At 46.7% G+C, this 4,634-nt stretch carries 8 protein-coding genes and 1 pseudogene; 2 read left to right on the top strand and 7 right to left on the bottom strand.

The window, feature by feature from the left end:
* Positions 1-395: 395 nt before the first annotated feature.
* Positions 396-578 carry a type II toxin-antitoxin system HicA family toxin gene (locus Q8O80_RS21525; protein ID WP_371136142.1) on the top strand — a complete coding sequence of 61 codons (183 nt, stop codon included), beginning with the start codon at positions 396-398 and terminating at the stop codon, positions 576-578.
* Here Q8O80_RS21525 and Q8O80_RS08270 read toward each other — a convergent pair.
* The 7 genes from Q8O80_RS08270 to Q8O80_RS08240 form a co-directional block, all read right to left on the bottom strand.
* A complete protein-coding gene (locus Q8O80_RS08270; RefSeq protein ID WP_305578835.1) occupies positions 540-941 on the bottom strand; it encodes a type II toxin-antitoxin system VapC family toxin in 402 nt (133 codons plus the stop codon). The genes Q8O80_RS21525 and Q8O80_RS08270 overlap by 39 nt on opposite strands.
* Positions 941-1,171 (bottom strand): AbrB/MazE/SpoVT family DNA-binding domain-containing protein, encoded by a 231-nt coding sequence (locus tag Q8O80_RS08265; protein ID WP_305578833.1) that lies wholly within the window; start codon positions 1,169-1,171, stop codon positions 941-943. The genes Q8O80_RS08270 and Q8O80_RS08265 overlap by 1 nt, the downstream gene beginning before the upstream one ends.
* 381 nt (positions 1,172-1,552) lie before the next feature.
* Entirely contained in the window at positions 1,553-1,813 is a 261-nt protein-coding gene (locus Q8O80_RS08260) for a DUF4143 domain-containing protein (protein ID WP_305578831.1), read from the bottom strand.
* Between the two features lie 106 nt (positions 1,814-1,919).
* Positions 1,920-2,348, bottom strand: a complete 429-nt coding sequence (locus tag Q8O80_RS08255) for a PIN domain-containing protein (protein ID WP_305578829.1) — start codon at positions 2,346-2,348, stop codon at positions 1,920-1,922.
* Complete coding sequence (locus Q8O80_RS08250) at positions 2,338-2,571, bottom strand: hypothetical protein (RefSeq protein ID WP_305578827.1); 234 nt, start codon at positions 2,569-2,571, stop codon at positions 2,338-2,340. Before Q8O80_RS08250 ends, Q8O80_RS08255 begins: the two co-directional genes overlap by 11 nt.
* A gap of 240 nt (positions 2,572-2,811) precedes the next feature.
* Positions 2,812-3,075 (bottom strand): DUF5647 family protein, encoded by a 264-nt coding sequence (locus Q8O80_RS08245; RefSeq protein WP_305578825.1) that lies wholly within the window; start codon positions 3,073-3,075, stop codon positions 2,812-2,814.
* Positions 3,076-3,594: 519 nt separating this feature from the next.
* Positions 3,595-3,927, bottom strand: a complete 333-nt coding sequence (locus Q8O80_RS08240; RefSeq protein ID WP_305578837.1) for a four helix bundle protein — start codon at positions 3,925-3,927, stop codon at positions 3,595-3,597.
* Positions 3,928-4,053: 126 nt separating this feature from the next.
* Between Q8O80_RS08240 and Q8O80_RS08235 the strand changes: the two are divergent.
* A pseudogene (locus Q8O80_RS08235) lies at positions 4,054-4,634 on the top strand (hypothetical protein); the annotation flags it as partial.

Here is a 4,634-nt window from a genome sequence, read left to right as displayed (position 1 = left end):
GCTTTCTCACCCTTGCCTTGTTCGCTATTGCTTCCAGTGAGGCTTGCATGCACTTACCCGACCCGACTTTGTCCGGCACATGTTCCCTTTGGACGCTTCGCATGTATCTTGTTCGGTACCGGCCAGACCGCACCAATACCTCCGCCATACACGCAACACTCGGTACGAGTGGCTGGCTAAGCCCTACTCGGCGGGGACTTTCACCCCGCAAGAAGCACCAAGCTTACTTGGCGCACCAAAATTCATAATCCAAAATTGCCCTTTAATCAAGACCCTGGATAAGTTCCTGTGCGAGATAGTGTCTCGTCAATCAAGAAATGTCATTTCGACCGTAGGGAGAAATCTAAGATTTCTCAGTCGTGAAGACTCCTTCGAAATGACAGCGTATCGTTGACATGACACTAGGTTTTGAGCGTGTCAGACAGAAAGGAAGTCATGTTTTCTATCGACATCCTGATGGGAGAACAACCACTGTACCTGACCATTCGGGAAGGGACCTCGCCCAAACGCCCTATTTGTCATTGCGAGGAAGCCGGAGGCTATCCTATCCATTCTATAGCAACCAGATGGGATACTAACTTGAATTCCGGATCTCCTGTGACCAGAACAGCAGAATGGTTGATGGAGCAGGCTAAAGCAAAACAGTCGGCATAGGAGAGAGCATATTGCGCCTTTAGTTCAGCTGCCTGAAACACAAGGGAATCGGGTATGGATAATACTTTGAAGCCGAGTTGGTAGACGCGGCTCAACACTTCGATTTTCTTTTCATCCCCAAAACGCCTCTTGGTGAGATAGATTATCTCACCAAGATTAATCAGAGAAAGAAAAAGATCGTAAGAACCCGAATACGATCGGCGCAAGATCCTCTCCACTATTTGAGCACCCGGTTCCCCTTGAAAGAAAGTCAACAAGGCATGGCTGTCAAACAGGTGAGCGGCCATCAATCTTTTAACTCTCTTTTTCTGTCCGCAAGCAGCTCCTCCGAAAGAGAAGGTTGGGCAGGCAGACAACCCTGAGCCTCGCTGACAGGATCATCAGCATGGGGAATAATGTAAATAAGACGGCCATACTCAAACATCTGGATTCTGTTTCCCGGCTTGATTGCATACTTCTTCCTGATCGACGCAGGTATAACGATTTGGCCTTTGTTAAGTACTTTTACAGATTCCATGATTCACCTCAGACCGTCATAAAGTTGAACGATTATTCATTATTGTATAACCATTCTGATAGAAACGCAAGCCAAGCCCACCGATCACCCAGAACCTACAACTACAATGACACGGTGATATCAAAGGATCAATCGTCCCTACAAGGATGAAGTAAGCACTTTCCCATTCTTCGCAAACTCCGATACGAGTGAAGAGCCGCTATTGAATTCCTCGGGAGTCATCATAATGATATCAAGAGGGACCATGAATTTCTTGATCGTAGCTATCTCGGCTTCTTTGATCATTCCCAGCCGCTTGTAAATATTTTTCTTGCCAAAATCACTGGAGATAAGAACGATATCGACATCGCTTGCCCGTCTTCTTACTCAAAACGGCATCCCCTACCATCTTCTCGACAACGCCTTCACGGACAGCCGGTTACGCGCCCACACATCAACGCGCCGGAGCAGGTACATCTGCTCAAAAACCCCGATATAGCGAGCCGCAGTCTTGCCATCCAACCCCGCCTGTCCGCCCAGTTGCGTGTAGTTGCACATCTGGCCGGCCATCTGCGCCAACGCCCTCAAAAAACGTGGCAAATGGTCGAGCTTAGCGATGCCCGCCACATCGCGCACGTCCCTCTCGATGAGGGCACTTTCCATAATCCAAAATCAAGAATTCAAAATCCAAAATCGTCTTTTAAAACGTCTTTCCATAATCCAAAATCCAAAATCAAGAATCCAAAATCGTCTTAATCGTCTTACTAGGTCACTTTACTATAAAAAAAGGATTCTCAATTAGGATGCCTTCGATGATTTGCCCGTGATTCAGATCTTCTGAAATAATCTTTTTCGCTTGAACCTGATGGGCGGCAGCAACAATTAGAGCGTCCCAAAAAGAAAGATTATTCTTTTCTCCGATTTCAGAAGCCCAAAGCGTCATCTCAGGATCGTTGACCTGCACGGGCCAGGCGAGATAATTTCGAATGATCTCTCTGGCTTCATCCGGCTTTAATGGATTCTTAATCTTGCGGGTGATAGTGACATAAAATTCCTGAAGAACCTGGGTGCTGATGACACCTGTTTCCGCTTCCCACAGAGCTTCAACGACGCTAAAGGCTTCGGCATGGCGGGTTTCGGCGCTTAAGTCGTGCGCATAAACGAGAACATTGGTATCCACAAATACCTTATCGCTCATGAATCTCATCCCTTGAAGGGTAGCGATCCATACCGGAATGAAAGCCCTTCTTCATCGCGGCAATGGCCTTCCTTTTCGCGCTCTCGTATTGCTTTACGTTCCGGATGATTCTTTCCAGTTCCTGTCGCAACATCCGATTCAACGAAGTGCCGCGATGTGCCGCAATCATCTTGCCTGTCTGGATCAGATCCTTATCGAGACTGATAGTAATATTTTGTTTCACGGTAAAACCTCCTGTTTATTACACGTAGGTTACGTGTAGCATATCAGGCAGAGAAAAATCAATCGAGAATAATTATCCTCTCAATTCCGTTGCGCATCCCAATAAGATTGGTAAAGAAAAAAAACAAAGGGCAACAATCGTCTCTATTAACGAATCTTTTCAACTTAACAATCCAAAATCCAAAATCAAGAATCCAAAATCGTCTTAATGGGGCGCTGTACCTGTTTTCGGTCCCCTTCTTTATGCTACTGCAAGTTCAGGATTAAGTAGCCTTGACTTGGCAGGCTTAAGGCCCTTGATTTTGACATAAACGACTGCCTGTCCTGGTTCTATTTGTTTCTCAGCTATCTGTCTGCTCCATTTATTATATTCCTCGTCCCCTTCAACCTGTAGAACGATCTGAGCGTTCCGCGGAATCTTCTCGGCAAATTCAGGATGCTCAACAACATAACGGTCAAACTCCGTAACCAGTATGCCATGTTTTGTCTCTAAAATATCCATCATTTACTTACCCTCCAGAAAAGCCTTTTGATACGCTTTCCAGTTTTCCTTTATATCCTCATCGGCCAATGTCATCGCCTCGCTCAGCTTCAGGTTAAGTTCCTTTTTGACCTTTCTCCCATCGAGATAATACCTGTCCATCTGCGCAAAGCCATGAGCGGAGTCGTAACGAATGACCTCCCGCCATCGGCGTCAACGAAAACCTCCAACTGAACGGTAAAGGCGACGACCTTACCCTTGTCCGTTTCAAGGCAGTGCCTCTTCCGCGCATTCCCGCCGAAGGGAATGATATATTCAGTTTCATTCAAACAAGTTGTCTCCTGCCTGCCGGTAAATCTCCGTCACCGGACAATCGAAAACCGCCGCGATTGGGTCATATCCTCTGCGCGGGATTGTAACAGCTTTTTGACTAACCCCTCCCCCTTGCCCGAACCGCGAAGATGTCGTCTTACCTTATTTCCTGCTTCATTATTATGGCAATGCATACCATTGTCCATACTATTATTTAAACAAATTAAATTCCTATTTTTCCCCGGTCGTTTTCACAATCGAAGTCAGCAAGTTGATGAGGCTTTGCGATTCAGCCAGCAGAGGTTCCACCTTCGCAGAAGGAAGCGTCCCGATGTCTCTCAGTAACCGTAGCCAATAGCGCGTCTCCCTCGCCTCTTTAGAGGCAATGGCCATCTTACTGAGAAAGTCAGCCCGGCTTTGCCCGGCCAGTGCTTCCTCCACATTCGCTCCAATACTCGTCCCGGCACGCAGCATCTGCCGTGACAGCACAAATTCACTCTGCCGTACCAAATCTTTATAAAGGCTTATGATACTGAGAGCAAAAGCATAACTCTTCTGCTGCATACCTTTCAAGGTGGTACTTTAGATAGACAATAACTAACTGATATTATTCATTTTCAAAAGGCTGGACATTTCACGCTTTAAAAGTTATATTACGCTAAACCAATATAACTTTTGGAGGTGGAGAAAATGCTAAGCCCTATATTTGAGAAATTTGTCGAAAAAAGCCCCATTTCGGTAATGGCGCGGGGCATGATAGAGCGCGTACTGAATCCAAGCCAGCTGGACCAATGGTTCAATGAGACTGCTGAGCAGCAATACACCAAAGAGCTGCTGTTCTCAACGGTCTTTGACATCATGAGTCAGGTTGTCTGCGGAAGCCATCACTCAGTTCACGCCGCCTATCAAGCATCAAAAGAAGACATCGGTGTTTCCGTCACATCGCTTTACAACAAGCTCAATGGTATCGAGACCAACACATCTGCCGAGTTGGTACGCTATGCCGCACAACAGGTACAGCCGGTTATTGAGAAGCTTGGCGGAACCATCCGTTCCCCGTTGCCAGGGCTGCGGATAAAACTGCTTGACGGCAACTGCATCGAAAAAAGCCAGCACCGGATCCAAGAGCTGCGATTCATTTCAGCCGGACCGCTTCCAGGAAAATCGCTGGTCGTTTATGATCCCTTGTTACGTCTCCCAATTGATGTATTTCCTTGTGAAGATGGTCATGCACAAGAACGGTCCCTGCTAAAAACGGTATTACTGACCAT

Origin of the sequence: Devosia sp., from assembly GCF_030689745.1 — a bacterium.
Lineage (GTDB): Bacteria > Pseudomonadota > Alphaproteobacteria > Rhizobiales > Devosiaceae > Devosia > Devosia alba.
Note: the sequence above shows the minus strand (reverse complement) of the source record. Positions and strands in the feature narration are given on the sequence as shown.

Excerpts from the sequence above, each read along its gene's own strand:
- Q8O80_RS21525 (WP_371136142.1), top strand. The coding sequence starts at position 396 with ATGACACTAGGTTTTGAGCGTGTCAGACAGAAAGGAAGTCATGTTTTC.
- Q8O80_RS08240 (WP_305578837.1), bottom strand. The coding sequence starts at position 3,927 with ATGCAGCAGAAGAGTTATGCTTTTGCTCTCAGTATCATAAGCCTTTAT.
- Q8O80_RS08270 (WP_305578835.1), bottom strand. The coding sequence starts at position 941 with ATGGCCGCTCACCTGTTTGACAGCCATGCCTTGTTGACTTTCTTTCAA.
- Q8O80_RS08255 (WP_305578829.1), bottom strand. The coding sequence starts at position 2,348 with ATGAGCGATAAGGTATTTGTGGATACCAATGTTCTCGTTTATGCGCAC.
- Q8O80_RS08260 (WP_305578831.1), bottom strand. The coding sequence starts at position 1,813 with ATGGAAAGTGCCCTCATCGAGAGGGACGTGCGCGATGTGGCGGGCATC.
- Q8O80_RS08265 (WP_305578833.1), bottom strand. The coding sequence starts at position 1,171 with ATGGAATCTGTAAAAGTACTTAACAAAGGCCAAATCGTTATACCTGCG.
- Q8O80_RS08245 (WP_305578825.1), bottom strand. The coding sequence starts at position 3,075 with ATGATGGATATTTTAGAGACAAAACATGGCATACTGGTTACGGAGTTT.